We start from the raw sequence: 25,368 nt of genomic DNA, 5'->3' as shown, positions 1-25,368 counted from the left end.
ACGATGCGGCCTCATGCCTGATGACAACACATCCGGCGGCGGGAGCCTCCCGGTTCCCGTCGAGATCGATATATCGGTTGAAGCGGGCGACTGGCCCGATGAAGCAAGCCTGACGCGGCTGGTCGATCGCGCGGTTGACGCCGCCTTTGCCGAGACCGGTGCGGCGGGTCATTCCGAACTCAGCATTGTTTTTTCCGACGACGCCCATGTCCGTACGTTGAATGCCGGCTGGCGCGGCAAGGACAAGCCCACCAACGTCTTGTCTTTCCCGGCTTTTCCGCCGGCAAAAGGCGGCCCGCTGCCGCCGATGCTCGGCGACATCGTGCTTGCCGCCGAGACGGTGGCGCGCGAGGCGGCACTGGAAGACAAGCCGCTGGAGAACCATATCTGCCATCTCGTCATCCATGGCCTGCTGCATCTCATGGGCCATGATCACGAGACCGACGCGGAGGCCGAGGAGATGGAAGCCATCGAGCGCGCCGCGCTGGCAAGGCTTGCCATTCCCGATCCCTACGCGTAACTAAAAACGACCAATTGACCGGACGACGATGAACGACAAACCAGAGACTGCCGCCCGCCCCGATGTCGGCAGTGCGATCAAGGCTTCCGATACGTCGGAAGAGGGATCAGGTCCGAGTACCGTCACCCCTGGTGTTGCCAACACTGGCAGCGCGGCCATCGAGCCGTCGCCTGCCGGCCCCTCCCTGTTCAACCGCGTGCTGGGCCTGTTCCGGCAACGCAACGGCACCAGCCTGCGCGAAGAGATCGCCGGCGCGCTCGCCGAGACGACGAGCGATGTCGAATCCTTCTCGCCTGGCGAGCGCGCCATGCTCAACAACATCCTGCGCCTGCGCGAGGTGCGCGTCGAGGACGTTATGGTGCCGCGCGCCGATATCGAGGCGGTCGAGATCGCCACGTCGCTCGGTGACTTGCTTGGCATGTTCGAACAATCCGGCCATTCCCGCATGCCGGTCTATTCCGAGACGCTCGACGACCCGCGCGGCATGGTCCATATCCGCGACGTGCTGGCCCATATCACCAAGCTGGCGCGCGTCAGGAAGGGCCGGGCAACCCGCAAAACGCCTGTCGCCACGGTTCTCGATCTTGCCCAGGTCGACCTCGCGCGCACCATCGGAGAGCTCAACCTGATCCGGCAGGTCCTGTTCGTGCCGCCGTCGATGCTTGCGTCCGACTTGATGGGCCGCATGCAGACGACGCGCACGCAGATGGCCCTGGTCATCGATGAATATGGCGGCACGGACGGCCTCGTCTCGCTCGAGGACATCGTCGAGATGGTGGTTGGCGACATCGAGGACGAGCACGACGACGACGAGCCGATGATCACCCAGACCGGCGACGGCGTGTTTATCGTCGACGGCAAGGCCGAGATCGACGAGGTCGCCAAGATGATCGGCGAGGATTTCGCCGCCGGTGAACATGGCGAGTATGTCGACACCATTGGCGGCATGATCTTCAACACGCTCGGCCGCGTGCCGGCGCGCGGCGAGGTGGTGCAGGCCATTCCCGGCTTCGAATTCCACGTGCTGGACGCCGATCCGCGCCGCGTCAAGCGCGTTCGCATCGTGCAGAGCCAGAAGGGCGAACGCCGCCGGCGGGCCACGGCGCGCACCGAACAGGCCTGAAAGCCTGCTGTCGCATGACGATCGAAGATCCGTTCAAGCACTCGGTCCTCGGCTCCGGTGTGTTTTACAAAGATCCACGCTCTGCCCTGGATTGGCTTGAAACAGCCTTTGGCTTCGAGCGCAGCATGGTGGTCAGCAATGCCGAGGGAAAGCTGGTCCACGCCGAAATGCGGTTCGGCGATTGCTACCTCATTGTCGATTCTGAATGGGCCGATCATGTCGCGAGCCCCGCGTCGGTCCAGGGCAAGAACACGCAATCGGTCTATGTCAGGTTGAAAGACGGCCTGGATGCGCATTGCGAGCAGGCCCGCGCGGCCGGTGCTGCAATAATCCACGAGCCGGCCGACCAGTTCTACGGCGAACGCCAGTATCGGGCGCGCGATCCCGAGGGCCATGTCTGGACGTTCACGCAACCGATGGGTTCTGTTTCTCGTGAAGAGGCCGAGCGGTTGGGTGGCCTGCGCATCGAAGGCTGGCACCGGTAGAGAGCGGCCGGTAACCACGCCGGCGTTTGGAGCGCGCGGCGCGGCCTGATAAATCTTAGCTCCTGATTCGCGCGACGGAAATACGCATGGAGCGCCTTGCCGGCCGGATAATTCTGCTTTGGGGTTGGCGGCGTTCGCTTGTGGCGTTTTTCGCTGGGGCGCTCACGGTTCTGGGCCAGGCGCCTTACGATTTCTTTGCCGCCTGTTTCATTTCGTTTCCGCTGCTGGTCTGGCTGCTCGATGGCGCGACCGGCGAAGCCTCCGGCAGCCTGTTGCGGCGCCTGCGGCCGGCTTTCGCCGTCGGCTGGTGGTTCGGCTTCGGTTATTTCCTCGCCGGCCTTTGGTGGATCGGCTCGGCGCTGCTGGTCGAGGCCGACGACTTTGCCTGGGCGCTGCCGTTCGCGGTGGTCGGCATTCCCTTCGCGCTCGCATTTTTCTACGGCTTCGCAACGGTGGTCGCGCGGCTCCTGTGGAGCAGCGATATCGGCCGTATCGCTGCCCTTGCCTCCGGTTTTGCGCTGGCGGAGTGGCTGCGCGGCTTCCTGTTCACCGGTTTCCCCTGGAACGCCATCGGCTACGCGGCGATGCCGGTGCCGCTTTTGATGCAGAGCGTCTCGGTGACCGGCATGATCGGCATGAACGCGCTCGCGGTTTTCCTTTTCGCGCTGCCGGCGCTGCTGGCGGCGCGTCGGCATCTTCGGCTGGGCGCCGCGCTGTTTGTCGTGTTCGCCGCCGCCCATGTCGGCTTTGGCTATGTCAGGCTCAACGCCCCCGAAAAGCCGGCGACGCGCAGTCTCGATGTCCGCATCGTCCAGCCGGCCGTGGATCTGTCGGAAAAATGGGATGCCTCGGTGCGCGACCGCATCTTCGCCACCTTGCTGGGCCTCTCCGCAAAGGCACCGGACCCAGGTCACGAAAAACCGCAATTGATTCTCTGGCCGGAAACCTCGGTACCGTTCCTTTTCACGGAGCGCCCTGACGCCTTGACGGCGCTGGGCGACATGCTGGGCGACGGGCAGATGCTGATCGCCGGCGTCGTGCGTGAGGAGGGCGGCTCGGCGGCCAGCGCCGACAGCCGCTACTACAACTCCGTGGTGGCGATCAACGACAAGGGCGAGATCGCCGACGCCGTGGACAAGGTTCATCTGGTGCCGTTCGGCGAGTACCTGCCTTTCGCCGACCTGCTCGCTCGTTTCGGCATCGAACAGCTCGTCGCCGGGCCGCTGACGTTCACGGCCGGCAACGGGCGTCATGCCATCACGCTTCCGGGCGGCATTCGTGCCCTGCCATTTATCTGTTATGAGGTGATCTTTCCCGATCTGGTGGCAGTTGACGCTACGTCATCGCAGCTTATTGTGAACGTTACCAACGATGCATGGTTCGGCGACACGCCGGGACCGTATCAGCATTTCAGGCAGGCCCAGATTCGCGCGGTGGAGAATGGATTGCCCTTGTTGCGTGCTGCCAACAACGGCATCTCGGCCGTGGTCGACGCCCGTGGCCGCGTCGTCGACGCCCTTGCGATCGACGCGCGCGGAGCCATCGATGTGAAGGTGCCTGTTTCCGCACAGACGGTCATTTCGTCCAGCCAGCGGCGCATTAACGGAATGCTGATCATGTTGCTGTTTGCGCTTGTAGGGGGGCTGTTGAACGTAAGGCAAAAGCTACGGGTGAATTGACAGCTGGCACATTAGAAACTCATACTGTACCGCCTGAAAATTTCTCGAAGCTGGTGGATCGTTCTGTTGGGGCAGTCGCCTCCGGCTTTCTTTGGGCAGGAAAAAATCACAAAGCCGAAAAAATTCGGCGAGGAAAAAATGACAGAAGAAAACAAGAAGAAACCCAATCCCATCGATATTCACGTGGGAAGCCGGGTCCGGCTTCGCCGCAATATGCTCGGAATGAGCCAGGAAAAGCTGGGCGAGAATCTCGGCATCACGTTCCAACAAATCCAGAAATATGAAAAGGGCACCAATCGCGTCGGTGCCAGCCGCCTGCAGGCGATTGCCTCCATACTCGGCGTCCCCGTCGCCTTCTTTTTCGAGGATGCGCCAGGCCAGGAATTGACCGCCAACCGCGGCTTTGCCGAGGATAGTTCGATGGCTTTCGCTGTTGAGTTCTGCGGCAGTCCCGAAGGACTTCAGCTCAACCGGGCCTTTGTCAAGATCGCCGACGTCAAGGTGCGCCGCAGGATCATTGACCTGGTGAAATCGCTCGCCGAGGACGATCTCGACTGATCCGCAATGCGCTTTGCACCGGCGGCATGCGCCGCCGGTGGCACAAGATATCGCCTCCGACATTCAGGCCAGAGCCGCGGCAGCGCTTGACGAGCAGCGCTTTGCCCCGCTAACACGTGGCGCGCCAAAATCGGCAGCCTGCCGATCGTTTTTCAAGAGGGGACACCCGTGACGCGGCAGAACTACTTCTTTACCTCGGAATCCGTGGCCGAGGGCCATCCCGACAAAGTCTGTGACCGCATCTCCGACGAAATCGTCGATCTGGTCTATCGTGAAGCCAAGAAGACCGGCATGGACCCATGGAAAGTCCGTGTCGCCTGCGAGACGCTCGCGACCACCAACCGAGTCGTCATCGCCGGTGAAGTGCGCGTTCCCGAGACGTTGTTGAAGAAGGACAAGGCCGGCAACATCCTCAAGGATGCCGCGGGCCACCCCGTCGTCAACCCGGCGAAGTTCAAATCCGTCGCCCGCAAGGCGATCCGTGAGATCGGCTACGAGCAGGCCGGCTTTCACTGGAAGACGGCCAAGATCGAGGTCCTGCTGCATGGCCAGTCGCCTGATATCGGCCAGGGCGTCGACAATGCCGCCGACCGTCAGGGCGAGGAAGGTGCCGGCGACCAGGGCATCATGTTCGGCTATGCCTGCCGCGAGACGCCGGACCTGATGCCGGCGCCGATCTATTACAGCCACAAGATTCTGGAACTGCTGGCAGCGGCCCGCCACGAAAACAACGGCGAGGCCGGCAAGCTCGGGCCGGACGCGAAAAGCCAGGTCACCGTCCGCTATGTCGACGGCAAGGCCGCCGAGGCGACGCAGATCGTCCTGTCGACCCAGCATCTGGATTCAAGCTGGGATTCCAAGAAGGTCCGCAAGGTGGTGGAACCTTATATCCGCGAGGCATTGGGCGACCTCAAGATCGCTGACGATTGCATGTGGTACATCAACCCGACCGGCAAGTTCGTCATCGGCGGTCCGGATGGCGATGCAGGCCTGACCGGCCGCAAGATCATCGTCGACACCTATGGCGGCGCAGCCCCCCATGGCGGCGGCGCCTTTTCCGGCAAGGATACCACCAAGGTCGACCGGTCGGCTGCCTATGCGGCGCGCTACCTGGCCAAGAATGTCGTCGCGGCGAAGCTCGCCGAGCGCTGCACCATCCAGCTTTCCTACGCCATCGGTGTCGCCCAGCCGCTATCGGTCTATGTCGACCTGCACGGCACCGGCAAGGTCGATGAGGCAAAGCTCGAGGACGCGCTGCGCAGCGTGATGGACCTGTCGCCGTCAGGCATCCGCCGTCATCTCGACCTCAACAAGCCGATCTACGCCAAGACGTCGTCTTACGGCCATTTCGGCCGCAAGGCTGGCCGTGACGGGTCTTTCTCCTGGGAAAGGACCGATCTGGCCAAGGCGCTCAAGGATGCTGTCGCGGCCTGAGGGCGGCGGCAGGACTGGCGCCAGTCGATGAGTGACGCGGACAGGCCAAGCCGCATGACCGAAGCCTTCTTCGGTCGCCGGCGCGGCAAGCCCGTGCGCCCGCAGCAGGCCGCGGCGCTGGAAAGCGGGCTTGGCAAATACCGGCTCGATCTGACGGCCGAGGCACCGCCAGACCTGCGCGTCCTGTTTGCAGCAGAGGTTTCGGCGGTTCGGCTCGAGATCGGCTTTGGCGGCGGTGAACATCTCCTGCATCGCGCCATCGAGGCGCCCGCGACAGGCTTCATAGGCGTCGAGCCCTTCGTCAACGGCATGGCCAAGATGATGATGGCGGTGCGGGCAGCGCCGCTGGCCAATCTCAGGGTCTACGACGACGACGCCACCCAGTTGCTTGACTGGTTGCCGCCGGCCTCGCTCGACGGCATCGATCTTCTCTATCCCGATCCCTGGCCAAAGAAAAAACACTGGAAGCGGCGTTTCGTCAGTCCGGTCAATCTCGATCGTTTCGCACGCGTCCTGAAACCCGGCTCGAAATTCCGCTTTGCGTCCGACATCGACACTTATGTGAACTGGACCTTGCTGCATTGCCGGGCGCATGGCGCTTTCGCATGGCAGGCTGCGGAAGCGGCGGACTGGCATCGCTCCTATGAGGGCTGGCCCGGCACGCGCTATGAGGCAAAGGCCATTCGCGAGGGGCGCCGGCCGGCCTATCTGACTTTCGTCAGGACCTAGGTCCGCCCAACCGGCAACCTGCCGGGAGGACGGGGTCGAATGCCTGTTGGAGTCAGAAACGACCGATCCTGTTGAATACGGCCGGATCCATGCCGAGATTGCGCAGGTCGTCGGCTCTGGGCTTGCGCCCGGCTTCCACGGCGCGAGACGCGGCAACGGCGCTGCCGAATGTGGTGAACAGATCGCCCAAGGCGGAGAATATCCTGCGGTTGCTCATGGTCTTGTCCTTTCGCGCGCCAGCGCGCCAATTCAATTCGTTTGATGGCTAATAAATAAGAGCGCGCCGCCGGCTCTCACAGGCGGATTGCCGCATGGCGGCCATGCGCCTGGAACAACCCTGAACCCACAGGCTTTCGTCCGGCCGGGACTGCGGACTTGAAACACGAACCGTGTTCGTTTATATCAGCCTCAAATTCTTGGTCGGTATGACGAAGAGTGGGTCCACCCGGTCCCGCTCTTTTTTATTACCTGCCGATAGGTTCGAGACCAACGATAGGCAACGATGACTGGAACGGCAAACGAAGGTGACGATCGCATCATCCGCGAAAGCGGCATCGATGCGCGCATTGCGCTGATCGTCCAGCCGGTGCTGCGCGGCATCGGCTTTCGCCTCGTGCGCGTGCATCTGTCCGGCCAGAACGGGCTGACGCTGCAGATCATGGCCGAGCGTGAGGACGGCACCATGACCGTCGAGGATTGCGAAGAGGTCAGCCGCGCGGTGTCGCCGGCGCTCGACGTCGATGATCCGATCGAAAAGGCCTATCACCTCGAAGTCTCTTCGCCCGGCATCGATCGGCCTCTGGTGCGTAAATCGGATTTCGTGACCTGGACCGGTCATCTGGTGAAGATGGAAACATCGGTCGTCGTCGCCGACCGCAAGCGCTTCAAGGGCAAGATCGCCGAAGCCGGTGAGAACGACGTGCTGATCGAGCGCGACAAGGCGGCTTATGGCGAGGAGCCGACGGTGCGCGTGCCCTACGATGCCATTGCCGATGTCAGGCTGATCCTGACCGACGACCTTATTCGCGAAGCGTTGTCCAAGGACAACAGGGAGCGCAAGGAAGCCAAGAGACGCCGCGGTGAACCGGACGACGATGTGTCCGAGGGTACGGAACCGGACGCCACGGAAGAACACGAACAGGAAATTTGATTGAGCTGCCGGGCGCAAAGGTCCGGCGAACAGGCTCGGGAGAAAGAACATGGTTGTAAGCGCCAACAGACTTGAACTGCTGCAGATCGCCGATGCGGTCGCGCGTGAGAAGTCGATCGACAAGTCGATCGTCATCGCCGCCATGGCCGATGCGATCCAGAAGGCGGCGCGTTCGCGTTATGGCCAGGAGACCAACATTCGCGCCGACATCAACCCGAACACCGGTGAGATGAAGCTGCAGCGGCTGATGGAAGTGGTCGAGAAGGTCGACGATTACGCCACCCAGATCGCCATTTCCTCGGCGCGTGAGCGCAATCCTGACGCCCAGCTTGGCGATTTCATCGCCGAACTGCTGCCGCCGATGGATTTCGGCCGCATCGCCGCCCAGTCTGCCAAGCAGGTCATCGTGCAGAAGGTGCGCGAGGCCGAGCGTGACCGCCAGTATGACGAATACAAAGACCGCATCGGCGAGATCGTCAACGGCACGGTCAAGCGCGTCGAATATGGGAACGTCATCGTCGATCTCGGCCGTGGCGAGGCGATCATCCGCCGCGACGAGCTGATCCCGCGCGAAAACTACAAATATGGCGATCGCGTGCGTGCCTATGTCTACGACGTGCGGCGCGAGCAGCGCGGCCCGCAGATATTCCTGTCGCGCACCCATCCGCAGTTCATGGCCAAACTCTTCACCATGGAAGTGCCGGAGATCTATGACGGCATCATCGAGATCAAGTCGGTCGCCCGCGACCCGGGCTCGCGCGCCAAGATCGCCGTCATTTCGCGTGACAGCTCGATCGATCCGGTCGGCGCCTGCGTCGGTATGCGCGGCAGCCGCGTCCAGGCCGTCGTCGGTGAATTGCAGGGCGAGAAGATCGACATCATTCCATGGTCGCCATCGGCGGCCTCCTTCATCGTCAATGCGCTGCAGCCGGCGGAAGTCGCCAAGGTCGTGCTCGACGAGGATGCGGAGCGTATCGAAGTGGTGGTTCCCGACGATCAGCTGTCGCTGGCCATCGGCCGCCGCGGCCAGAACGTGCGCCTTGCCTCGCAGCTCACCGGCTGGGACATCGACATCCTGACCGAGGCCGAGGAATCCGAGCGCCGTCAGAAGGAATTCGTCGAGCGCTCGGCGCTGTTCATGGAAGCCCTCGATGTCGACGAGATGGTCGGCCAGGTGCTGGCCTCGGAAGGCTTCACCAGCGTCGAGGAAGTCGCCTATGTCGATGCCGGCGAGATCGCCTCGATCGACGGCTTCGATGAGGATACAGCCTCGGAAATCCAGACCCGCGCCCGCGAATATCTGGAGAAGATCGAGGCCGAGCACGACGAGAAGCGCAAGGCGCTGGGCGTTTCGGATGATCTGCGCGAACTCCCCGGCGTCACCACCGCCATGATGGTGACGCTCGGCGAGGATGGCGTGAAGACGATCGAGGATTTCGCCGGCTATGCCGCCGACGACCTCACCGGCTGGAAGGAACGCAAGGACGGCGAGACCAAGGTCTATCCCGGCGTGCTGGCCAATCACGGCGTTTCGCGCGCCGATGCCGAGCAGATGGTTCTGGCCGCTCGCCTCAAGGCCGGCTGGATCACCGAAGACGAGCTTGCGGCCGAAGAAGAAACGGCCGACGAAGCCGTTGGTGCGTGAGGTGAAACCGCATCGCACACAACCCGCCCTTGGACGAGATGAACGATCGCACCTGCATCGTCACCCGCAAACAGGCCGAACCGGATGAACTGATCCGGTTCGTCGTCGGCCCGGATTCGGCCGTCGTTCCCGATCTCAAGAGAAATCTGCCCGGCCGTGGTTGCTGGGTGAGTGCGGACCGCCTACATATCGAGAAGGCGGCGGCCAAGAACCTTTTTGCCCGCGCCTTCAAGGCACAGGTGGTCGTGCCGCCCGATCTCGGCGGCATGGTCGACGGGCTGCTTTCCAGATACGCTCTCGGTATGCTGGGTCTTGCCCGCAAGGCAGGCTCGATTTCGCTAGGCGCTACCAAGGTCGAGAGCGCGGTGCGCGGCGGACTGGCGCTTTTCGTGCTCCACGCGACCGAAGCGTCCGAGGATGGCGTGCGCAAGATCAGCCAGGCGCGGCGGGCGACCGTCCATATCGGCGGCCCCTCCATCCTTGCCTACAAACTTTTCTCCGAGGCCGAGTTGAGCTTGGCATTGGGGGGTACAAATGTGATACATGCTGCCGTCCTCGCGGGAGACGCGGGTAAGGCGGTCCAGAAGCGCATGGTTGCGCTCGACCGATATCGGGGCGGTACCCCGGACGATCTTGCAATGCTTGCGGCCGTTGCTGACGAAGATGATGCCGCAGAGGATATGGAATGAGCGATACGAAATCGGGCGACGACAAGACGTTGAGTGTTACACCGAAGAAGACCTTGACGCTGAAGCGCCCCGGCATGGAACAGGGCACCGTGCGCCAGAACTTCTCGCACGGCCGTACCAAGTCGGTCGTGGTCGAGACCAAGAAGCGCAAGTTCTCGCTGCCCGGCGACAAGCCGGAGCCGGCCGCGGCTCCGCCTGCGCCCGTCTTCACGCCGAAGCCGGCGGTCGTGGCGGCGCCTGTCGTCCAGGAAGCGCCCAAGGCGCCACCCCCGCCGCCGGCTCCGGTCGAGCGCAGCGGCATGGTGCTGAACGAATTGTCGCGCAGCGAGATGGAAGCGCGCCGCAGGGCGCTCGAGGGCTCGAAGGTCCGCGAGGTCGAAGACCGTCAGCGGGCCGCCGAGGATGCCAAGCGCCGCGCCGAGGACGAAGAGCGCCGCAAGCGCGAACGTGAGGATTCCGCGCGCCGCCAGGCCGAGGAAGAGGCACGGTTGCAGACCGAGGCCGAATCGCGCCGCCGCGCCGAGGAAGAGGCGCGCCGCCGCGCACCGCAAGCCGCCGAGTTGGCGACCGCCGACGAGGAGGAAGAGGTCAAGCCGAAGCGGGCGACCGCCGGCGCACCGGTGCGCCGTCTGGTCACGCCCGAAGTGGCGCGCCCGGCAAAGCCCACCAAGAGCGAGGAAGACCGCCGCCGTGGCAAGCTGACACTGAACTCCGCGCTGTCCGACGAGGATGCCCGGGCTCGTTCGCTGTCGTCGATGCGTCGCCGCCAGGAAAAATTCAAGCGCGCGATGCACAACGAGCCGCGCGAGAAGGTCATGCGCGAAGTGATCCTGCCCGAGACCATCACCATCCAGGAACTGGCGCAGCGCATGTCGGAGCGTGCTGTCGACCTGGTCAAGTATTTCATGAAGCAGGGCCAGATCCTGAAGCCGGGCGACGTCATCGACGCCGACACGGCCGAACTGGTCGCCACCGAATTCGGTCATACGGTCCGCCGCGTTGCCGAGTCCGACATCGAGGAAGGCCTGTTCAACATCGCCGACAATGCCGAGGACCTGGTGTCGCGTCCGCCGGTCGTGACCATCATGGGCCACGTCGACCACGGCAAGACCTCGCTGCTCGATGCGATCCGCAATGCCAATGTCGTTTCCGGCGAGGCCGGCGGCATCACCCAGCATATCGGCGCCTATCAGGTCGAGAAGAACGGTCAGAAGATCACCTTCATCGACACGCCCGGCCACGCCGCCTTCACGGCGATGCGCGCCCGTGGCGCCCAGGCGACCGACATCGCCATCCTGGTGGTCGCGGCCGACGACAGCGTCATGCCGCAGACCATCGAATCGATCAGCCATGCCAAGGCGGCCGGCGTCCCGATCATCGTGGCGATCAACAAGATCGACAAGCACGACGCCGATCCGCAGAAGGTGCGTTCCGAGCTGTTGCGCCATGAGGTCTTCGTCGAATCGATGGGCGGTGAAGTGCTGGACGTCGAAGTTTCGGCGACCAAGGGCACCAATCTCGACAAGTTGCTCGAGGCGATCCTGCTGCAGGCCGAAATCCTCGACCTCAAGGCCAACCCCGACCGTACCGCCGAGGGCGTCGTCATCGAGGCGCAGCTCGACAAGGGCCGTGGTCCCGTCGCCACCGTTCTGGTGCAGACCGGCACCCTCATGCCGGGCGACATCCTCGTCGCCGGCAATGAATGGGGCCGCGTGCGCGCTCTGGTCAACGATCGCGGCGAGCAGATCAAGGAAGCACCGCCGGCGATGCCGGTCGAGGTGCTCGGCCTTCAGGGAACGCCGCAGGCCGGCGACCGCTTCGCCGTGGTCAACAACGAGGCCCGTGCCCGCGAGATCACCGAATATCGCCAGCGTCTGGCGCGCGAGAAGGCGGTGGCCAGGCATGCCGGCCAGCGCGGCTCGCTCGAACAGATGATGTCGCAGTTGCAGACGAGCGGGCTGAAGGAATTCCCGCTGGTCATCAAGGGCGACGTGCAGGGTTCGATCGAGGCTATCAATGCCGCGCTCGACAAGCTTGGGACCGACGAGGTTCGTGCGCGCATCGTTCATTCCGGCGCCGGCGCCATCACCGAAAGCGACGTCTCGCTGGCGGAAACGTCTGGCGCGGCGATCATCGGCTTCAACGTTCGGGCCAATGTGCAGGCACGTGCCGCGGCCGCGGCCGCGGGCATCGAGATCCGCTATTATTCGATCATCTACAACCTCGTGGATGACGTGAAGGCGGCTCTGTCGGGCCTGCTCTCGCCGGAGCGTCGCGAGACCTTCATCGGCAATGCCGAGATCCTCGAGATCTTCGACATCACCAAGGTCGGCAAGATCGCCGGCTGCCGTGTCACCGAAGGCAAGGTCGAGCGTGGTGCGGGCGTACGCTTGATCCGCGACAACGTCGTCATCCACGAAGGCACGCTGAAGACCCTGAAGCGCTTCAAGGACGAAGTTTCGGAAGTCCCGGGCGGCCAGGAGTGCGGCATGGCCTTCCAGAACTACGAGGACATGCGCGTCGGCGACGTCATCGAGTGCTTCCGCGTCGAGATGGTGACCCGCACACTCTGAGGTCGAGTGACTTGTCGATGTCGGGCGGTGGTCGAAAGACCGCCGCCCCAAGCCTGTTGACCACAAGCCTGTTGAGAATAATCATTTGAGACATGCGGCACGGTCCCATCCCGCGCCTCACGCTTTCAGGATCGAGAAAAATGCCCCGTTCCACCACATCAAGCCCATCCCAGCGCATGTTGCGCGTCGGTGAACAGGTGCGCCATGCGCTCTCGGAAACCCTGCAGCGCGGGGACATCATCGACCCGTTGATTGAAAATACCGTGGTTTCGGTGTCGGAAGTGCGCATGTCGCCGGATCTCAAGATCGCCACAGCCTTCGTTTCTCCGCTCGGCGCAAAGGATACCGACGCGGTGATCGAAGCGCTGAACAAGCATGCCAAGTTCGTGCGCGGCCGCGTCTCCGGCGCGCTCCGGCAGATGAAGTACATGCCGGAGTTCCGTTTCCGGCTGGATACGTCCTTCGACAATTTCGCCAGGATCAACGACCTGCTGAAGTCACCCGAAGTGGCACGCGACCTGGATAGCGACGGCAACAAGGAAGAAGAATAATGGGGCGTCGCGGCAAGAAGAAGGGCCGGCCGGTCTCCGGCTGGGTGGTGCTGGACAAGCCGGTCGGTATGGGCTCGACCGAGGCCGTCTCCAAGATCAAATGGCTGTTCCAGGCCGAAAAGGCCGGCCATGCCGGCACGCTCGACCCTCTTGCCTCCGGCATGCTGCCGATCGCGCTCGGCGAGGCCACCAAGACCGTGCCCTACGTGCAGGACGGCGCCAAGATTTACCGTTTCACCGTTGCCTGGGGACAGGAGCGGTCGACCGATGACCTCGAAGGTCCGGTGACGAAAGAGGCCGATCAGCGTCCATCGGAAGCCGATATCCGGGTGTTGCTGCCGAAATACACCGGCGTCATTATGCAGACGCCACCGCAATTTTCCGCGATCAAGATTGCGGGTGAACGCGCCTACGACCTCGCCCGCGAAGGCGAGACGGTCGACATACCGCCGCGCGAGATCGAGATCGGCCGGCTCGACATTGTCGAGCACAAGCCGGACCAGACGATTTTCGAGGTCGAATGCGGCAAGGGCACTTATGTGCGTTCGCTGGCCCGCGACATGGGCCGCGACCTCGGCTGCTTCGGCCATATCAGCGAACTGCGCCGGGTCGAGGTCGAGCCGTTTACGCCAGAGGACTTCGTCACCATCGCCGAACTCGAGGCCGCGCGCTTCGGCGCGCAAGGTGACGATAAACCGGATCCGGAGGCAGATGCCGCGGACGCAGTGGAGATGCCTATCGATTTCGGCGCCATCGACGGGCTTCTCGTCGACACCTCGGCGGCGCTCGACTGCCTGCCGCAGATCGCGATCAGCGACGATGCCGCGACCAAGATCCGCCTCGGCAATCCGGTCATCATTCGTGGCCGTGACGCGCCGGTGGAGGCGGAAGAAGCCTGTGCGACGGCGCGCGGCAAGCTCGTCGCCATCGGCGCTATCGAGCAAGGCATGTTCAAGCCCAAGCGGGTCTTTGCCGGGTGATCGGTCTGATCGCGATGGCGGTATAGGACAAGCAGGTTCGACGGGTGGTGGCATGGCAAAGGCCGAGGTGGTGAAAAAACGGGCGCCGGTGAAGACGAGACGGCCTCCGGTTGGCGCCTCGCCCGGCACGCTGATCGCCGATCCGGCGGCGCGGCGCTCCGAACTGCGGCTGACCTTGATCTCGCCGCAGAAGTTCAAGACCATCGAGAACGCCAGCATCGACGACGTCGAGGTCAGTTGCCGGAAATGGCCCGTCATCTGGCTCGACTGCACCGGCCTTGCCAACATCCAACTGATCGAGGAGATCGGCCGCATCTTCAGCCTGCATCCGCTGGCGCTGGAGGATGTCGTCAACACCGGCCAGCGGCCGAAAGTCGACTTCTTCGAGGATCACGCCTTCGTCGTCATGCGCATGATCGACGATGTCACGTCGCATCGCTATGAGCAGATCGCTCTCTTCCTCGGCGAGAACTTCGTCGTCACCTTCCAGGAGCGCGAGGGCGATCCGTTCGATCCGGTGCGCAAGCGCATCGAGAGTTCGGCCCCCAACCGGTTGCGCACGCGCGGCGCCGACTATCTCGCCTATGCGCTGATCGACGCCATCGTCGACAGCTATTTTCCGCCGATCGAGGCTGCCGGCGACCTGGTCGACAGCATTGAGGACCAGATGCTGCATTCGACGCACAAGCACCAGATGCGGCAGCTGCACGAATTGCGGCGCGATGCCAATGTTTTGAAAGGCGTGCTGTGGCCCATGCGCGATGCCCTGGCAACGCTGATCCGCAACGACGTGGCCTATGTCACAGCCGAGACCAAGGTCTTCCTCAACGACACGCTCGACCATTCGCTCAGGCTGATAGAGCTGGTCGAGACCCAGCGCGACATGCTGACCGGCCTGATCGAAATGCATCTGTCGCTGAGCCAGGCCCGCACCAACGACGTCATCTCCTATCTCACCATCGTTTCGGTCATCTTCATGCCGCTCACCTTCCTGGTCGGCATCTGGGGCATGAACTTCGACCCCGCCAGCTCGCCCTGGAATATGCCGGAGCTGAAGGCGTACTACGGCTATCCATTGTCTCTGCTGTTCATGGCTGCCGTCGCTGTCGGGCTGATTGCATTCTTCAAATGGAAGAAATGGCTTTGACCGGGTCTAAACCTGTCATTTGAGCCTCAAAAGCCGGCTTGTGAATTGGGCTGGTGTTTTTCAGGGAATTGCACTATATGCGCCGCAGCATAGCGCCTTGACGCTTTGCATGCACGGCCCCTGCTGGACGACATCCCGGCTGCGGGCGACCCGTTTCCTCAAACAGATAAGGAAAAACACGATGTCGATTACTGCCGAGCGCAAACAGGAATTGATGGGTGAATTCGCAACCGCCAAGGGCGATACCGGGTCTCCGGAAGTCCAGGTGGCCATCCTTTCCGAGCGCATCAAGAACCTGACCGACCATTTCAAGGACCACAAGAAGGATAACCATTCCCGCCGTGGTCTGCTCGCTCTCGTGTCCCAGCGCCGCAGCCTGCTTGATTATCTCAAGCGCAAGGACGACTCGCGCTATCAGACACTGATCGAGAAGCTCGGTCTGCGCCGTTGACGAATTGACCGGCGGGCTTTCTTCGGAGAGCCCGCCGGTCGCGCATTCTGCCAGTCGCACAGGCTGGCCAGACCCGGTTTCGAGCGTGCAAAGGGCCGTTCGAAACCGCCCATGGACGGTCATGGGGCAGGATTGCAGGACGCTCGCGCGCGCTTGTCGCGCCTAAATCACCCGAGCTTCCCGTTGTCTTGCCCGTGGCTGCCCGAGAAAGGAAGCCAGGCAAAGGGCATCCGCGCACCGTGAAACGGCGCGGCCCTTTCCGCTTATTAAGGACAAGACATGTTCAATCACCACAAAGTGGAAATCGAATGGGGCGGTCGTCCGCTCATCCTGGAGACCGGCAAGATCGCGCGCCAAGCCGACGGCGCGGTGCTCGCAACCTACGGCGAGACCAAGGTTCTCGCCACCGTCGTTTCGATGAAGGAGCCCAAGCCCGGTCTCGACTTCTTTCCGCTGACCGTCAATTACCAGGAAAAGACCTATGCCGCCGGCAAGATCCCGGGCGGCTATTTCAAGCGCGAAGGCCGTCCGAGCGAGAAGGAAACGCTGGTTTCCCGTCTCATCGACCGCCCGATCCGCCCGCTCTTCGCCGCCGGCTACAAGAACGACACGCAGATCGTCGTCACCGTCGTCCAGCACGATCTCGAAAATGACCCGGACATCCTGTCGATCGTCGCCACCTCGGCGGCCCTGACCCTGTCGGGCGTTCCCTTCATGGGCCCGATCGGCGGCGCGCGCGTCGGCTACATCAATGGCGAATATGTGCTGAACCCGCATGTCGACGAGATGCAGGAATCCAAGCTCGACCTCATCGTTGCCGGCACCACTGATGCCGTGCTGATGGTCGAGTCGGAAGCCAAGGAACTCGGCGAAGAGCTGATGCTCGGCGCTGTCATGTTCGGCCACAAGGGCTTCCAGCCGGTCATCGACGCCATCATCAAGCTGGCGGAAGTTGCCGCCAAGGAGCCGCGCGACTTCACCGCGCCGAATTATTCCGCGCTTGAGGCCGAGATGTTGAAGATCGTCGGCGACGAGCTCAGCAATGCCTACAAGAACGTCGACAAGCAGAAGCGCTACGCCGCCGTCGACGCTGTCAAGGCAAAGGTCAAGGCCGCGTTTGCCCCGGCTGAAGGCGAGGACGCAAAGTACACCTCCGAACAGATCGGCTCGGTATTCAAGGAATTGCAGGCGAAGGTCGTTCGCTGGAACATCCTCGACACCGGCGCGCGCATCGATGGCCGCGACTTGAGCACGGTTCGCAAGATCGTCTCCGAAGTCGGCGTCCTGCCGCGCACCCATGGTTCGGCGCTGTTCACCCGCGGCGAGACCCAGGCGCTCGTGGTTGCCACGCTCGGCACCGGCGAGGATGAGCAGTACGTCGATTCCCTGACCGGCATGTACAAGGAGAAATTCCTCCTTCACTACAACTTCCCTCCCTACTCCGTCGGTGAGACCGGCCGCATGGGTTCGCCGGGCCGCCGCGAAATCGGCCATGGCAAGCTCGCCTGGCGCGCCATCCGTCCGATGCTGCCCTCCGCCGACCAGTTCCCCTACACGCTGCGCGTCGTCTCGGAGATCACCGAGTCCAACGGCTCGTCCTCGATGGCTACCGTCTGCGGCACCTCGCTGGCGCTGATGGATGCCGGCGTGCCGCTGGCCAAGCCGGTGGCCGGTATCGCCATGGGCCTGATCAAGGAAGGCGAGCGCTTCGCCGTGCTCTCCGACATCTTGGGCGACGAGGATCACCTCGGCGACATGGACTTCAAGGTTGCCGGCACCGAAGGCGGCATCACCTCGCTGCAGATGGACATCAAGATCGACGGCATCACCGAGGAGATCATGAAGATCGCCCTTGGCCAGGCCAAGGACGGTCGCCTGCATATCCTCGGCGAGATGTCCCATGCCCTGACCGGCGCCCGCCCTGAACTCGGCGAGTTCGCGCCGCGCATCGAGGTCATGCACATCCCGACCGACAAGATCCGCGACGTCATCGGTTCGGGCGGCAAGGTCATCCGCGAGATCGTCGAGAAGACCGGCGCCAAGATCAACATCGAGGACGACGGCACGGTCAAGATCGCTTCGTCGAACGCCAAGGAGATCGAGGCGGCGAAGAAGTGGATCCACACCATCGTCGCCGAGCCGGAAGTCGGCGAGATCTACGAAGGCACGGTCGTCAAGACCGCCGACTTCGGCGCCTTCGTCAACTTCTTCGGTCCGCGTGACGGCCTCGTCCACATCTCGCAGCTTGCCAACGACCGGGTCGCCAAGACCTCGGACGTCGTCAAGGAAGGCGACAAGGTCTGGGTCAAGCTGATGGGCTTCGACGAGCGCGGCAAGGTCCGCCTGTCGATGAAGGTCGTCGACCAGGCCACCGGCAAGGAAATCGCCCGCGACAAGAAGACCGAAGGCGAAGAAAACGCCGCCTGAGGCCTCTGACGGAAAAATCGAAGCGGGCGCGGCTTATGTCGCGCCCGCTTTTGTTTATGGAGCACGGCCATGTCCGCTGAAGCGTTGAAGACGCTTTTTCATCCATTCGAGGCCGAGGCTCTTTCCCCGCCGGGCAGGGACGAGCGCATCCTCTTCCTTGGCGCCGAACCCGGCCTGCGCTTGCCACAGGGCTTCGAGGCTACGCTGCATCTCGTACAGGGCTTTCGCCCGTATTTCCGCGCTTTGCAGGCGGCTGGCTTCACGGTCACGCCGCGATCGGCCGGTGAGGATTTCGATGCAGTGCTTGTGCTCGCCGGCCGCCATCGCGGCGAAAACGAACTGCGCATCGCCGAGGCTCTCGAGCGGGTGGCGGAGGGCGGATTGATCGTCATTGCCGGTGGCAAGGAGGATGGCATCGCAAGCCTGCGTAAGCGCGTCGGCGATCTTGTGCTGCTTGATAGCCACATGCCAAAATATCACGGCATTGCCTTCTGGCTGCGTCGTCCGGTTGATGTGCAAGCCGCCGCCGCGCTTCGCGCCGCCAATCCCGCCTTGCTTGTTGAGGACCGGTTCCGCACCGCACCCGGCATGTTCTCCTTCGACCGCGTCGATGCCGGTTCGAAACTGCTGGTCGACAATCTGCCCGGTGATTTGCGTGGCACCGCGGCCGATTTCTGCGCCGGCTGGGGCTATGTGGCGGCCGAGATGGCTGCCCGCTGTCCGGGCTTGTCGGCCCTCGATCTTTACGAGGCCGATTTCGATGCGCTGGAGGCCGCCAGGGGCAACCTTGCCAACACCGTGGCGCAGGGCTTCTTCTGGACGGATCTGCTGGCCGAGCCTGTCGAGCGCCGCTACGACGTCATCGCAATGAACCCACCCTTCCACCGCAGCCGTGCGGCCGAGCCCGAGATCGGCGTCGGCATGATCCGCGCCGCGGCCAAGGCCTTGAAGCCCGGTGGGCGCCTGTTCATGGTCGCCAACCGCCAGCTTCCCTACGAGCCGGTGCTGTCGGCCGCCTTTGCCAGCCACGCCGAGCTTGCCCGCGACGGCATGTTCAAGGTGTTTGTCGCACGGCGCTGACGCGATGCATTTAATGCGTGTCGCCCGGAAGTGTCATCGGTTCGGGAACAAATCGGAAGCTTACAGCAGGTCGGGCGAATCCTATTGCCGCGACATGTTGTAGGTCAGTGTAGATTGGCGACGCGCCGGACTTCGTCGGTGGCGTGCCTGTCACCAGCGCTGAATTTGAGCGGCGCCGGCCGGCCGAACAGATAGCCCTGCACCACTTCGCAACCAGCTGCCCGCAGCAGTGTCGCCTGGTTCTCGGTCTCGACGCCCTCGGCAATGATGCTGACGCCAAGCGCCCGGGAAAGCCCGACAATGGTCGACACGACCGCGCCGGAGCTCGCATCGGTATCGATACGGCTGACGAAGGAGCGGTCGATCTTCAGCTTGCCGAATGAGAAGTCGATCAGATAGCTGAGGTTGGAATAGCCGGTGCCGAAATCATCGACGGCGACCGAGATCCCCATCTCGGCGAGTTCTTTCAGGATGGCGGCCGCGCGGTCGCGGTCCTGCATCATCGCCGTCTCGGTGACTTCCAGTTCCAGCCGTGACGGCTTGATGCCGGTGCTCCGCATCGTGTCGCGCACAAGGCCGACGAAATCCTTGGTCATGAACTGGACCGGCGAGATGTTGACGGCGACGAAACAGTCGTCCGGCAGATGGCGGGCATCGCTGCAGGCCTTACGCAGCACCCATTCGCCGATCGGATTGATCATGCCGGTCTCCTCGGCGATCTGGATAAACTCCATCGGAGGGATCATGCCGCGTTCGGGATGCTGCCACCGGATCAACGCCTCGTAGCCGACGATGCGGCCTGTCGGAAGGTCGAGCTGCGGCTGATAATGCAGGTCGAAATCGCCGCGCTCGAACGCATTGTGCAGTTCGGACTCGACCCATTGGCGATGGTCGGCCACCCGCCCCATATCGCTGTTGAAGACCGACCAGTTGCCAACCCCGCTGGCGCGCGCATTCTGCAGCGCCAGGTTGGAACGGCGCAGGATGAGGACCGGATCGATCCCATCCTTGGGCATCGCCACGATGCCCACCGACAGGCTCACCGATTGCTGGTGGGTGCTGAGTTCATACGGCTCCATCATCTCGTCGATGAGCCTCTCGACCATGCTTTCCAGGGTCCCCTGGATCTGGTGATCGGGAAGCAGCACCGCGAACTCGCCGGCCCCGATCCGCCCGATCATTGCGCGCGCCGGCACGCAGTCGCGCAGCCGCTTGGTGAAGGCGCGGATCAGTTCGTCACCGTGAGTGTAGCCGATTGCATCGTTGATCTGCTTGAACCGGTCGATGTCGATGTCGATCAGGAACATCGGTTCCCCGGTGCGGCTTGTCGCGCATGCCGCCTCGGCGATCTTGCCGACCATCGCCGGGCGGGCCAGCAGTCCGGTCAGCTTGTCGAAATGGGTTTCGTTGAAGACGAAATCCGCTGATTCATCGACACCAGCAAAGAAGGACATTGCCGCCACCGATGCGGCCAGCGCACAAAGCGCGGCCATGATCGACACCATCATATCAGCCGAAATGCCGGCAAATCCGTCGCCGAGACCGTGCTTCAGCCCCCAGATTCCGAGGACGAAACTGCCAATGCCCGAACTTGCTATCGTGAGCAGTCGGAACACGGGTGTTCGCTTCGGGTTGATGGCGGCAGGCATGAAAAGGTCCCCAGATGGGAAGCTTTATAGCGGAAACCTTCTTAAAATGAGTTTCCGCGAATGAATCCAATTTTACTGGAGAGGATTATTTTCTTTACTGGCAAAAAACCCGCGTGACCGGGGCCGCCGTCAGTCGCGGCCGCCATCCGTCTGCTTCAACTCGTCGAGGGTCGGCATCGACACGATATGGTAGCCGGAATCGACATAGTGGATTTCGCCTGTGACGCCGGAAGCAAGGTCGGACAGGAGATACAGCGCGGAGCCGCCGACCTCGTCGATCGTCACCGTCCGGCGCAGCGGCGAGTTTCGTTGCTGGTAGGAGAACATGTGGCGGGCGTCCGAAATGCCGGCGCCGGCCAGTGTACGCACCGGACCGGCCGAGATGCCGTTGACCCGGATGCCGCGCGGACCGTAGTCGTTGGCGAGATAGCGCACGCTGGCCTCCAGGCCAGCCTTGGCGACGCCCATGACATTATAGTTCGGCATGACGCGGACCGAGCCGGCATAGGTCAGCGTGATCATCGAGCCGCCGGCGGTCATCAGGGGCGCGGCATTGCGCGCCACCTCGGTGAAGGAATAGCAGGAGATCACCATGGTGCGGACGAAATTGTCCCGGCTGGTATCGGCATAGAGGCCCTTCAACTCGTTCTTGTCGGAAAAGCCGATGGCATGGACGACGAAGTCCAGTCCGCCCCACGCCTTGCCAAGCGTCTCGAACGTGGCGGCGACCGAAGCGCTGTCCTCGACGTCGCAGGGAACGACCAGCGAAGCGCCGAGCTTGTCGGCGAGCGGCTTGACCCGGCGGCCAAAAGCCTCGCCCTGGTAGGTGAAGGCCAGTTCCGCCCCCTGTTCGGACAATTTCCTGGCAATGCCCCAGGCGATCGAATGATCGTTGGCAACACCCATGACAAGCCCGCGCTTGCCCTTCATCAATCCGTCCATGGCCGGCAATCCTTATATGAAAAACTTGGCCTTATGCGGAGTAGCGCTGGAAAACGAGCGTCGCGTTGGTGCCGCCGAAACCGAAGGAGTTCGACAGAACGGTGTCGATCCCTGCGTTGTCGATGCGCTTGCGTACGATCGGCATGCCCTCGAATTCCGGATCGAGCGTCTCGATATGGGCGCTTTCGCCGATGAAGCCGCCTTGCATCATCAGGATCGAATAGATGGATTCCTGCACGCCCGCCGCGCCCAGAGAATGGCCGGTCAGCGACTTCGTCGACGTGATGAACGGCATCTTCTCGCCGAACACTTCACGGATCGCGCCCATTTCCTTGGAATCGCCGACCGGCGTCGAGGTGCCGTGCGTGTTGATGTAGTCGACCGGCGTGGAAACCGTCGCCAGCGCCTGGCGCATGCAGCGGACCGCGCCTTCGCCCGAGGGCGCAACCATGTCGAAACCGTCCGAAGTGGCGCCGTAGCCGACGATCTCCGCGTAGATCTTGGCGCCGCGCGCCCTGGCGTGCTCCAGCTCCTCCAGCACCAGTACGCCGGCGCCGCCGGCTATGACGAAGCCGTCGCGATTGGCGTCGTAGGCGCGCGATGCGGTCGGGGCCCTGTCGTTGAACTTCGACGACATGGCGCCCATGGCGTCGAACAGGTCCGACATCGTCCAGTCGAGATCCTCGTGGCCGCCGGCAAAGACCATGTCCTGCTTGCCCCACTGGATCAGCTCGTAGCCATTGCCGATGCAATGCGCCGAGGTCGAGCAGGCCGAGGAGATCGAATAGTTGACGCCATGGATCTTGAACCATGTTGCCAAGGTTGCCGAGGCCGTCGACGACATCGCCTTCGGCACCGCGAAGGGACCGATGCGCTTGGGGCTGCCGTTCTTGAGCGTGGTTTCGGCCGCCTCGACGATGGTGCGGGTGGAGGGACCGCCCGAACCCATGACGATGCCGGTGCGCTCGTTGGTGATGTCGCTCTCGTCGAGGCCGGCATCCGCGATCGCCTGGTCCATGGCGACGTGATTCCACGCCGCGCCCTGGCTTAGGAATCGCATCGCGCGGCGGTCGATCATCGCCGAAGGGTCGAGCGTCGGCGCGCCCCAGACCTGGCACCGGAATCCATGTTCGGCAAAGGAATCGGAAAAGCTGATGCCCGATCTGGCGTCATGCAGCGAGGCCTGCACCTCGTTGGCATTGTTGCCGATCGACGACACGATGCCGAGGCCTGTGACTACGACACGTCTCATTCGCAACTCCTTCCAGGGATGCTGGCCAATGCGCGGGCCAGGGCTGCGGTCAAGCGACCGCCGACTGCTTGGACAGACCTACCTTCAGGTCCGTCGCCGCATATATGGGCTCGCCATCCGCCTTCATCCAGCCATCGGCGATGCCGAGCACCAGCCGGCCGCGCATCACACGCTTGAAATCAACGCCGTACTCGACCTTCTTGACCGATGGCGTGACCATGCCCTTGAACTTGACCTCTCCGGTCGACAGCGCCATTCCCTTGCCGGGTTCGCCAAGCCAGCCGAGATAGAAGCCGGTCAATTGCCACAGGGCGTCAAGGCCGAGACAGCCCGGCATGATCGGATTGCCTATGAAATGGCAGGCAAAGAACCACAGGTCGGGCTTGATATCGAATTCCGCGCGAATGAAACCCTTGTCGAAGGCGCCGCCGGTCTCGCTGACCTCGGTGATACGGTCGAACATCAGCATCGGCGGGTAGGGCAACTGGGCATTGCCCTCTCCGAACAGCTCGCCACGAGCGCAGGCCAGCAAGTCTTCGTAGTCGTAGCTGGATTTCGAACCCGCCATCAATTTCGTCCCCATATCGTCCGGGCGGTAGCGCGCCCTTGTCGTTGGTGTCCTAACACAATCTGTTTCAGGCCGGAAACCGGCGTTTGCGCTTAACCCGCCAGTCTGCCCGGGTCAATGCGCGCTATTGATCGCATTCGGGCGACAGAATATATGTCAACAGGGGTCCGGTTCCGGCAGACATTCATTTTTTTGCCATTCTGGGCGTGTCTTGAAGCGGGACTGCGAGCTTGGAAGACCAGATGGACCGGGGCTGCCGGAAGGAAAATGTCGCTGTGGACAAGCGGGTACGTGAAGCCGGCCTGAGGCCGACCCGTCAGCGTATTGCGCTGGCCGACCTGCTTTTCGCCAAGGGCGACCGCCATTTGTCGGCTGAGGAACTGCATGAGGAGGCGCAGGCCGCCGGCGTGCCGGTATCGCTGGCCACCGTCTACAACGCGCTTCACCAGTTTACCCAGGCGGGGCTGCTGCGCATTCTCGCCGTCGAAGGTTCCAAGACCTACTTCGACACCAACACCTCCGACCACCACCATTTCTACATCGAAGGCGAAAACAGGATTTTCGACATCGCCAACGGCCCGGTAACCGTCACCAATCTGCCGGAGCCGCCCGAAGGCATGGAGATCGCCAATGTCGATATCGTGGTGAGGCTGCGTCCCAAGCGTCCGGAATGATCGGCAAGGCCGGAATAAGCGGTCTGGGATGAAATTCCTCGATTGGATAGTCCGGCTCGAATGGGCCGTCGCGGCGGCTGCCGCGATCGTCTTCTATGGCGCGACAGGCGTTTCCTGGTGGCTCTTCGCGTTGCTCATCCTGGCGCCGGACCTGTCGATGCTGGGTTATCTCGGCGGCCCACGCGCCGGCGCCATTGCCTACAACGCCTTGCACATTCTGATCGTACCGGTGCTTGTGTTGCTTGCCGGGCACCTCGCCGGCAGTGCGGTCGGCAACGCCGTCGCACTGATCTGGATCGCGCATATCGCGATCGACCGCGCGCTGGGCTACGGCTTGAAGCTGTCAACAGGATTTCAGGATACCCATCTCGGCCGTATCGGGCGCAAAAGCGAAACGTTCAGTCCTTGACCCGCTCGCCCGGATAAGCGCCCCAGACGACCGACTGGGCAAGCCAGCCGGTGTGGCCGTCGAACGTCATCTCGCACCACTGGCCGTCGCAGGCTTTGATCGTGCCCATGACGCCGGGTTCTACGATCGCCACCACTCTGGCATCCTTTTCGGGGCTCTTGAGAAGGTTGATCTGGCCGCCCTTGCCGCGCTGCCAGGGAGCGACGATTGCGGTACGTCGGCCCGAAAGCAGCGACTGGTTGATCCATCCTTCCGAGCCGTCGGCGTCGCGCACGCGCCGCCACGTATCGAATTCCTGGATGATTTCCATGGGCAGGCCAGCCTTCATGTACATCCAGTCGACCGAATAGTTGGCGCCGGGGCCGACACGCGAGTTGACGCGGCCGGATTTCAGGCTGACGAATCGCGGCAGCGGCAGGCCGCTCGGTCCGAGCGTGATGGCGCTCTGGGCGGGAGCGGCCGCGCTTTGCGCGCCGGCAAGCGGAGAATAGAGAAGAGCGCCGAGAAATGCTGCGCTGAGGGCCAGGCGAAGCGACGCGAAACCAGACACTTTCGTTCCTTTCGGCACCGGCCCGATGGCTGCGGCACCCCTTTTTCTTTGTCTTCGGCGGCACCGCTTGTTACATGGGTAAATCGGCTACCGCGACCGGCTT

General features: G+C 62.9%; 25 protein-coding genes. 19 read left to right on the top strand and 6 right to left on the bottom strand.

Annotation, left to right across the window (positions count from 1 at the left end; translation table 11 throughout):
• Window positions 1-13: 13 nt before the first annotated feature.
• The 7 genes from ybeY (at window position 14) to FJ943_RS16405 (ending at window position 6,528) form a co-directional block, all read left to right on the top strand.
• Window positions 14-520 (top strand): rRNA maturation RNase YbeY, encoded by a 507-nt coding sequence (gene ybeY, locus FJ943_RS16435; RefSeq protein ID WP_015314017.1) that lies wholly within the window; start codon window positions 14-16, stop codon window positions 518-520.
• A gap of 28 nt (window positions 521-548) precedes the next feature.
• Window positions 549-1,643, top strand: a complete 1,095-nt coding sequence (locus tag FJ943_RS16430) for a hemolysin family protein (protein WP_140722958.1) — start codon at window positions 549-551, stop codon at window positions 1,641-1,643.
• Window positions 1,644-1,657: 14 nt separating this feature from the next.
• Entirely contained in the window at window positions 1,658-2,128 is a 471-nt protein-coding gene (locus tag FJ943_RS16425) for a VOC family protein (protein ID WP_140722955.1), read from the top strand.
• 86 nt (window positions 2,129-2,214) lie between these two features.
• Window positions 2,215-3,807, top strand: a complete 1,593-nt coding sequence (gene lnt, locus FJ943_RS16420) for an apolipoprotein N-acyltransferase (RefSeq protein ID WP_140722952.1) — start codon at window positions 2,215-2,217, stop codon at window positions 3,805-3,807.
• A gap of 138 nt (window positions 3,808-3,945) precedes the next feature.
• Window positions 3,946-4,365, top strand: coding sequence for a helix-turn-helix transcriptional regulator (locus tag FJ943_RS16415; protein ID WP_127279029.1), 420 nt, complete (start codon window positions 3,946-3,948; stop codon window positions 4,363-4,365).
• Between the two features lie 168 nt (window positions 4,366-4,533).
• A complete protein-coding gene (gene metK / locus FJ943_RS16410) occupies window positions 4,534-5,799 on the top strand; it encodes a methionine adenosyltransferase (RefSeq protein ID WP_140660644.1) in 1,266 nt (421 codons plus the stop codon).
• Between the two features lie 27 nt (window positions 5,800-5,826).
• Complete coding sequence (locus FJ943_RS16405) at window positions 5,827-6,528, top strand: tRNA (guanosine(46)-N(7))-methyltransferase TrmB (RefSeq protein WP_041163235.1); 702 nt, start codon at window positions 5,827-5,829, stop codon at window positions 6,526-6,528.
• 52 nt (window positions 6,529-6,580) lie between these two features.
• Here the strand turns inward: FJ943_RS16405 and FJ943_RS16400 are convergent, their stop codons facing one another.
• Window positions 6,581-6,745 carry a hypothetical protein gene (locus FJ943_RS16400; protein WP_015314010.1) on the bottom strand — a complete coding sequence of 55 codons (165 nt, stop codon included), beginning with the start codon at window positions 6,743-6,745 and terminating at the stop codon, window positions 6,581-6,583.
• A 285-nt stretch (window positions 6,746-7,030) separates the two neighbouring features.
• On the opposite strand from FJ943_RS16400, the gene rimP reads away from it, so the two are divergent.
• From rimP to FJ943_RS16350, 10 genes are all read left to right on the top strand, one after another.
• Complete coding sequence (gene rimP / locus FJ943_RS16395) at window positions 7,031-7,678, top strand: ribosome maturation factor RimP (RefSeq protein WP_140614778.1); 648 nt, start codon at window positions 7,031-7,033, stop codon at window positions 7,676-7,678.
• A gap of 49 nt (window positions 7,679-7,727) precedes the next feature.
• The gene (gene nusA / locus FJ943_RS16390; RefSeq protein WP_015314008.1) at window positions 7,728-9,323 is read left to right on the top strand and encodes a transcription termination factor NusA; all 1,596 of its coding nucleotides are present in this window, start codon (window positions 7,728-7,730) and stop codon (window positions 9,321-9,323) included.
• Window positions 9,324-9,361: 38 nt separating this feature from the next.
• A complete protein-coding gene (locus tag FJ943_RS16385; RefSeq protein ID WP_140614777.1) occupies window positions 9,362-10,012 on the top strand; it encodes an RNA-binding protein in 651 nt (216 codons plus the stop codon).
• Window positions 10,009-12,585, top strand: coding sequence for a translation initiation factor IF-2 (infB, locus tag FJ943_RS16380; protein ID WP_015314006.1), 2,577 nt, complete (start codon window positions 10,009-10,011; stop codon window positions 12,583-12,585). Before FJ943_RS16385 ends, infB begins: the two co-directional genes overlap by 4 nt.
• 140 nt (window positions 12,586-12,725) lie before the next feature.
• Complete coding sequence (gene rbfA, locus FJ943_RS16375; RefSeq protein WP_140722949.1) at window positions 12,726-13,136, top strand: 30S ribosome-binding factor RbfA; 411 nt, start codon at window positions 12,726-12,728, stop codon at window positions 13,134-13,136.
• On the top strand, window positions 13,136-14,116 hold the full coding sequence (gene truB / locus FJ943_RS16370; RefSeq protein WP_015314004.1) for a tRNA pseudouridine(55) synthase TruB: 981 nt from the start codon (window positions 13,136-13,138) through the stop codon (window positions 14,114-14,116). The genes rbfA and truB overlap by 1 nt, the downstream gene beginning before the upstream one ends.
• A 52-nt stretch (window positions 14,117-14,168) precedes the next feature.
• Entirely contained in the window at window positions 14,169-15,263 is a 1,095-nt protein-coding gene (gene corA / locus FJ943_RS16365) for a magnesium/cobalt transporter CorA (RefSeq protein WP_140660647.1), read from the top strand.
• A gap of 181 nt (window positions 15,264-15,444) precedes the next feature.
• Window positions 15,445-15,714, top strand: coding sequence for a 30S ribosomal protein S15 (gene rpsO, locus FJ943_RS16360; protein ID WP_015314002.1), 270 nt, complete (start codon window positions 15,445-15,447; stop codon window positions 15,712-15,714).
• 279 nt (window positions 15,715-15,993) lie between these two features.
• On the top strand, window positions 15,994-18,141 hold the full coding sequence (gene pnp, locus FJ943_RS16355; RefSeq protein WP_140722946.1) for a polyribonucleotide nucleotidyltransferase: 2,148 nt from the start codon (window positions 15,994-15,996) through the stop codon (window positions 18,139-18,141).
• 69 nt (window positions 18,142-18,210) lie between these two features.
• Entirely contained in the window at window positions 18,211-19,221 is a 1,011-nt protein-coding gene (locus FJ943_RS16350) for a class I SAM-dependent methyltransferase (protein ID WP_140722943.1), read from the top strand.
• A gap of 104 nt (window positions 19,222-19,325) precedes the next feature.
• Here FJ943_RS16350 and FJ943_RS16345 read toward each other — a convergent pair whose 3' ends face one another.
• From FJ943_RS16345 to fabA, 4 genes are all read right to left on the bottom strand, one after another.
• Window positions 19,326-20,870: a bifunctional diguanylate cyclase/phosphodiesterase gene (locus FJ943_RS16345; RefSeq protein ID WP_140722940.1), complete on the bottom strand. Its 1,545-nt coding sequence runs from the start codon at window positions 20,868-20,870 to the stop codon at window positions 19,326-19,328.
• A 129-nt stretch (window positions 20,871-20,999) separates the two neighbouring features.
• The gene (gene fabI, locus FJ943_RS16340) at window positions 21,000-21,812 is read right to left on the bottom strand and encodes an enoyl-ACP reductase FabI (protein ID WP_140660650.1); all 813 of its coding nucleotides are present in this window, start codon (window positions 21,810-21,812) and stop codon (window positions 21,000-21,002) included.
• A gap of 31 nt (window positions 21,813-21,843) precedes the next feature.
• On the bottom strand, window positions 21,844-23,064 hold the full coding sequence (fabB, locus tag FJ943_RS16335) for a beta-ketoacyl-ACP synthase I (RefSeq protein WP_140722938.1): 1,221 nt from the start codon (window positions 23,062-23,064) through the stop codon (window positions 21,844-21,846).
• 49 nt (window positions 23,065-23,113) lie between these two features.
• The gene (fabA, locus tag FJ943_RS16330; protein ID WP_140722935.1) at window positions 23,114-23,632 is read right to left on the bottom strand and encodes a 3-hydroxyacyl-[acyl-carrier-protein] dehydratase FabA; all 519 of its coding nucleotides are present in this window, start codon (window positions 23,630-23,632) and stop codon (window positions 23,114-23,116) included.
• 242 nt (window positions 23,633-23,874) lie between these two features.
• On the opposite strand from fabA, the gene irrA reads away from it, so the two are divergent.
• Window positions 23,875-24,306, top strand: a complete 432-nt coding sequence (gene irrA / locus FJ943_RS16325; protein WP_015313995.1) for an iron response transcriptional regulator IrrA — start codon at window positions 23,875-23,877, stop codon at window positions 24,304-24,306.
• Between the two features lie 28 nt (window positions 24,307-24,334).
• Complete coding sequence (locus tag FJ943_RS16320) at window positions 24,335-24,715, top strand: DUF4260 domain-containing protein (RefSeq protein ID WP_140722932.1); 381 nt, start codon at window positions 24,335-24,337, stop codon at window positions 24,713-24,715.
• On the opposite strand, the gene FJ943_RS16315 is transcribed toward FJ943_RS16320, so the two are convergent.
• A complete protein-coding gene (locus FJ943_RS16315) occupies window positions 24,705-25,265 on the bottom strand; it encodes an SH3 domain-containing protein (protein ID WP_015313993.1) in 561 nt (186 codons plus the stop codon). The genes FJ943_RS16320 and FJ943_RS16315 overlap by 11 nt on opposite strands.
• Window positions 25,266-25,368: the final 103 nt, after the last annotated feature.

Origin of the sequence: Mesorhizobium sp. B2-3-10 (assembly GCF_006442275.1) — a bacterium.
Classification (GTDB): Bacteria; Pseudomonadota; Alphaproteobacteria; order Rhizobiales; family Rhizobiaceae; genus Mesorhizobium; species Mesorhizobium australicum.
Note: the sequence above shows the minus strand (reverse complement) of the source record. Positions and strands in the feature narration are given on the sequence as shown.

What these genes read in the sequence shown, in the direction of transcription:
- fabI (WP_140660650.1), bottom strand. Translation starts at nt 21,812, where the DNA reads ATGGACGGATTGATGAAGGGCAAGCGCGGGCTTGTCATGGGTGTTGCC.
- ybeY (WP_015314017.1), top strand. Translation starts at nt 14, where the DNA reads ATGCCTGATGACAACACATCCGGCGGCGGGAGCCTCCCGGTTCCCGTC.
- infB (WP_015314006.1), top strand. Translation starts at nt 10,009, where the DNA reads ATGAGCGATACGAAATCGGGCGACGACAAGACGTTGAGTGTTACACCG.
- pnp (WP_140722946.1), top strand. Translation starts at nt 15,994, where the DNA reads ATGTTCAATCACCACAAAGTGGAAATCGAATGGGGCGGTCGTCCGCTC.
- FJ943_RS16385 (WP_140614777.1), top strand. Translation starts at nt 9,362, where the DNA reads ATGAACGATCGCACCTGCATCGTCACCCGCAAACAGGCCGAACCGGAT.
- FJ943_RS16430 (WP_140722958.1), top strand. Translation starts at nt 549, where the DNA reads ATGAACGACAAACCAGAGACTGCCGCCCGCCCCGATGTCGGCAGTGCG.
- fabA (WP_140722935.1), bottom strand. Translation starts at nt 23,632, where the DNA reads ATGGCGGGTTCGAAATCCAGCTACGACTACGAAGACTTGCTGGCCTGC.
- FJ943_RS16350 (WP_140722943.1), top strand. Translation starts at nt 18,211, where the DNA reads ATGTCCGCTGAAGCGTTGAAGACGCTTTTTCATCCATTCGAGGCCGAG.
- rbfA (WP_140722949.1), top strand. Translation starts at nt 12,726, where the DNA reads ATGCCCCGTTCCACCACATCAAGCCCATCCCAGCGCATGTTGCGCGTC.
- FJ943_RS16415 (WP_127279029.1), top strand. Translation starts at nt 3,946, where the DNA reads ATGACAGAAGAAAACAAGAAGAAACCCAATCCCATCGATATTCACGTG.
- FJ943_RS16320 (WP_140722932.1), top strand. Translation starts at nt 24,335, where the DNA reads ATGAAATTCCTCGATTGGATAGTCCGGCTCGAATGGGCCGTCGCGGCG.
- corA (WP_140660647.1), top strand. Translation starts at nt 14,169, where the DNA reads ATGGCAAAGGCCGAGGTGGTGAAAAAACGGGCGCCGGTGAAGACGAGA.
- FJ943_RS16405 (WP_041163235.1), top strand. Translation starts at nt 5,827, where the DNA reads ATGAGTGACGCGGACAGGCCAAGCCGCATGACCGAAGCCTTCTTCGGT.
- FJ943_RS16345 (WP_140722940.1), bottom strand. Translation starts at nt 20,870, where the DNA reads ATGCCTGCCGCCATCAACCCGAAGCGAACACCCGTGTTCCGACTGCTC.
- rpsO (WP_015314002.1), top strand. Translation starts at nt 15,445, where the DNA reads ATGTCGATTACTGCCGAGCGCAAACAGGAATTGATGGGTGAATTCGCA.
- fabB (WP_140722938.1), bottom strand. Translation starts at nt 23,064, where the DNA reads ATGAGACGTGTCGTAGTCACAGGCCTCGGCATCGTGTCGTCGATCGGC.
- FJ943_RS16425 (WP_140722955.1), top strand. Translation starts at nt 1,658, where the DNA reads ATGACGATCGAAGATCCGTTCAAGCACTCGGTCCTCGGCTCCGGTGTG.
- nusA (WP_015314008.1), top strand. Translation starts at nt 7,728, where the DNA reads ATGGTTGTAAGCGCCAACAGACTTGAACTGCTGCAGATCGCCGATGCG.
- FJ943_RS16400 (WP_015314010.1), bottom strand. Translation starts at nt 6,745, where the DNA reads ATGAGCAACCGCAGGATATTCTCCGCCTTGGGCGATCTGTTCACCACA.
- truB (WP_015314004.1), top strand. Translation starts at nt 13,136, where the DNA reads ATGGGGCGTCGCGGCAAGAAGAAGGGCCGGCCGGTCTCCGGCTGGGTG.
- lnt (WP_140722952.1), top strand. Translation starts at nt 2,215, where the DNA reads ATGGAGCGCCTTGCCGGCCGGATAATTCTGCTTTGGGGTTGGCGGCGT.
- rimP (WP_140614778.1), top strand. Translation starts at nt 7,031, where the DNA reads ATGACTGGAACGGCAAACGAAGGTGACGATCGCATCATCCGCGAAAGC.
- irrA (WP_015313995.1), top strand. Translation starts at nt 23,875, where the DNA reads ATGGACCGGGGCTGCCGGAAGGAAAATGTCGCTGTGGACAAGCGGGTA.